The sequence below is a fragment of the Nitrososphaera sp. AFS genome (assembly GCF_009898475.1).
In the GTDB taxonomy this organism is placed as follows: Archaea; Thermoproteota; Nitrososphaeria; order Nitrososphaerales; family Nitrososphaeraceae; genus Nitrosopolaris.
The window spans coordinates 17,200-20,771 of the sequence record NZ_QURE01000103.1 but is presented as its reverse complement, the minus strand read 5'-3'; the positions used below and the strand labels follow the sequence as shown (position 1 = coordinate 20,771).

Here is a 3,572-nt window from a genome sequence, read left to right as displayed (position 1 = left end):
AGCTAACTATGTGACATTTGTTCAAAAATGAATAGTAGTAATCGCCCATTCAAGTAACAGTATAGATTCATCGGGACCACAATTCACTTTTGCCGTTTCCAGAGACTAATATTCACGCTAAAATATAACATACAAGTGTTATATACATGACCCAGATATATATTTTCAACATGCAGGTTCTAGTCCCATGTTATCACCATGGCAGTGTGGAATTATCTATGAATGTAAAGACAGTTACTGTGCAAAACTATTTCAATCAGGCAAATGTAGATTATGTTTCTCCCTCTGATGTTCAAGCATTTTTCGTTCTAACTATTGCAAAACAGATGGTCTATTAGCCTCACTTGTTATATTGTTGACTTTACGTTAGCGTAATTTTTACGACGCCAGTTTGCCGGGATAATTTGCTGTATACTCATGTGGAATAATTGCTTCAACTCTGTTTATCGTACCGGAGATAATTTATCGCTTATTCCAAAATCCTGACGAAACTCCCTGGCGTGGATCGTGATCAAATGTGTAGATTTCATCTAAAGATATCGGCATTGATTCTAATTCAAAATTCATACAAGAGGGACATGATTTGAGGTATCTATTCCCTGTACCAAAGATTGACGCACACCAGAAGCATGATCTACATAATACGAAATTCCTTTTATCGTAGGAATCATGCTGCTCTTCAAATTGAAATTTCTTCCCCATGATGTTGTGATACAGATTTTTCATCGACGAGGGCATTATTCATGGTAACAGATCGTTTTATTAAATATCACTGAAAAAGATGTATTAACTTAACAAAAAGTAAAAGTGACATTTGGAAATTCATATATCTGATGTTTTACCTGCTTGAACCTAGTTAATATCTCAACAGACGACTTTACAGGCAGCTGGGCAATCGAACCGATCCAAAATTTTGTTCGTTCTGAAATTGAATAGGTGTGAATCAAAATGATTGCACCTATTCCGTTGGCACTTTTCTATACGCGCCATATTTAGAAGTTCATGAACATTAGAAAGTTCTCCATCAGCGGCGCCAGAAAAGTCTAATTTTGATTAGTGCATCGCTTCCATGATCCAATTTATAACGCTGCATATGAATTCCAATGAGAAAACAAAAATACTTAGCGATCTATTCACGAAATAAGATCTGCAAGCGTCTTAAGTTAAATATACTGAATAAACATACGGATTATAGCAGAAATAGCCATAGCGATATCAGCTATGGTCATTCCAGGTGTAACGGTCCGTATATAATGGCGGCAATATAACTCAACTTATTCCCCAATCAAACACAAACAGTGCAACAAACAACCCATCGCCTCCATCGATTAACGGCATACCGGCCGCGTGGCTAATTGATCCCATAACCCATTTGCTGCTATGCGGTGCTAATGCGAACGGTAATACACAAACAAACTCGGCCAACAATAACGCAGATGTGAGCATCGGTAACCACTAATCCTCTTTCAATCTTATTTTGTTATTGTTATGTTTTATTCAGCAACTCTTGGCAGTTTTAATCGGAACACTCTTCTAGTTAAGGCTGTCCATCTAAGCTTTTGGAACGAGATATCAGAGGTTACGAACTCGGTAACGTGAAGTAATTGCGGCACCTATAGGAGAGTATGATGGAATGCAAAAAATTAGGAAGAACTGCTTGGTTCTTGTTCAGTATTAGCGGTGGATCTCTGCTGTGTTATTCGCGTCATTAGCACAGATTGAATCGGTACAAGCGTTAAGCTGATTGGTTTGCTGATCAACCTTTATTCCGTTGTGGTTATTGTGGTGGTGATGATGATGGCCGTAACCTCCTGCCAAGACCTGTTGTGGTATAGCAAATGCTACTGTTGCTAATGCAGCCGCTGCTACTATCACTGTGATTGCTATCATTCTACTGTGGTTCATTGTACATTGTACATGCTAATGAAATGAAATAGTATTTTACAAATTCTACAGAACACTCTTTAGAAATATAGAAGAATAAGAGGATATATTCAATATTGGATATATTCTTCAGAATGTTTATGTTAATGAATTTAAGTGTAGTTTAAGTGGTAAGTGGTAAATGATTTATGGTCAGATCAATGAAGTTGAAGGCTCGCCTCTCTTAATTCATAGCTCTTCAGTAGAACGAAGCAATTGTTTGTTTTTGAAACCGAAATTCATTTACTTCGTGAGCTCCAAGGAAAATCTATCGTACTGAATCTTTTGAGAGAACAATAAACCACAATATTAAAAGTCGAGTAGCAGAAACAATAATTTAGTAGTCAGTCCATAGCTGAGATGTCGTAACTCATTGTAAACCGTCTTTAAAATAATATAGTCTGTGATACTTGTATAATAGCAATATTCTGTTCAAATTTCAATTACTTAGTTACATTATTAAACGACAGGACCGATGTAAACAGTATATGAGCGAAATATACGACGAGGGAGGAACATCTAGACACACAAAAACGATCTGTGGTCCTTGTCGAGAAGGGTCACATAGCCAATGTACTGGATCTCCCTGTGAATGTGCAGACAATGGGCATCAGATTGTATAATTACTCTAGCAAAAATAGATGCTTGAGAAGCATTATAATGCATCCAATCTTGGGTCTGACTAAATTTCTCTTGTAAGATGTGTAGCGCAGCCTAACACGCCACCAGATCGCTTAGAAATTGCTAATCTTTTACTACATCCCTCTTTGAAAATGCTAACTTAAGGCGGTCAAATTTTTCTGATATATCTTTGGTATCTTTTTTAGAATCCGATCAGGCGTTGTTTTTAAATCCCTAATAACCAGCTTGCTGGCCTGCAAAAAGTTTTTCTTTTCGCCTATAAAGGATATCCTAACGCTAATGAACAAAAGCATAGGCAAGGTTATTACTGTAACAGGTCTGATATCCATCATTCTGGGGATAATTTTTACTGCACAAAGCAAATCCGTTATAGGTCCATCATCTTCATTTATGTATGCTAACCCGAGCTGGACAGTTAATGGTTCAGCGCTCATTGGCATCGGCATTGCCGTACTTTTACTTGGCATTATAATCTGGCGATTTTCCTCGAAATAGTTGGATATGCGAAATTCACCTAGGTTGAAACAAGTGGGCAAAGATTTGATAATAATTTTGGTGATTTGCAATGTTTGGTTTTATACTTTGCAAAAGGTACCGAATTGGAAAATAATAACTATGCTGACATGCACACTATCTTTGATTTCAATTTAATATGTGTAGTTAGGTGCTAATTGGACATTGCAACCGAATTGTTTTCTATTCCAGAATACAAATATCCATTACTTGCTGATGTAAGGCCTGTTAGAATAAAAAATGCGGAATTATAGAATTGTTAGAATCTTCGCAAAATCTTCGGCTTTAACATTTCTGGGCGGAGTTTTAAATCCTTGATCAAAGAGAGAATTTTCTCTTTATCCTGAGGAATGGTGCCACCGATCGAATATACATTTGATGCATGGTTTGCCCGGAAGATAACCGGTCTTAGAGGGTAGAAATCTGTAACGAGTCTTTCCAGTTCCTCTAGAATTTCAATGTCTTCTAACGCGGTAAATGGCTCACCGAATTTG

At 37.1% G+C, this 3,572-nt stretch carries 3 protein-coding genes and 1 pseudogene; all 4 read right to left on the bottom strand.

Going from position 1 to position 3,572, the window contains the following annotated elements; translation table 11 throughout:
* Window positions 1–1,269 precede the first annotated feature (1,269 nt).
* Window positions 1,270–1,446: a hypothetical protein gene (locus DYY65_RS09785; protein ID WP_162477777.1), complete on the bottom strand. Its 177-nt coding sequence runs from the start codon at window positions 1,444–1,446 to the stop codon at window positions 1,270–1,272.
* Window positions 1,447–1,674: 228 nt separating this feature from the next.
* Window positions 1,675–1,905: a hypothetical protein gene (locus DYY65_RS09780; protein ID WP_162477776.1), complete on the bottom strand. Its 231-nt coding sequence runs from the start codon at window positions 1,903–1,905 to the stop codon at window positions 1,675–1,677.
* 794 nt (window positions 1,906–2,699) lie between these two features.
* Window positions 2,700–3,032 carry a hypothetical protein gene (locus DYY65_RS09775; protein WP_162477775.1) on the bottom strand — a complete coding sequence of 111 codons (333 nt, stop codon included), beginning with the start codon at window positions 3,030–3,032 and terminating at the stop codon, window positions 2,700–2,702.
* Between the two features lie 305 nt (window positions 3,033–3,337).
* Window positions 3,338–3,572, bottom strand: a pseudogene (locus tag DYY65_RS12270) (radical SAM protein); the annotation flags it as partial.

Coding starts and splice junctions, on each gene's coding strand:
- DYY65_RS09775 (WP_162477775.1), bottom strand. CDS start 3,032: ATGCCAAGTAAAAGTACGGCAATGCCGATGCCAATGAGCGCTGAACCA.
- DYY65_RS09780 (WP_162477776.1), bottom strand. CDS start 1,905: ATGAACCACAGTAGAATGATAGCAATCACAGTGATAGTAGCAGCGGCT.
- DYY65_RS09785 (WP_162477777.1), bottom strand. CDS start 1,446: ATGCTCACATCTGCGTTATTGTTGGCCGAGTTTGTTTGTGTATTACCG.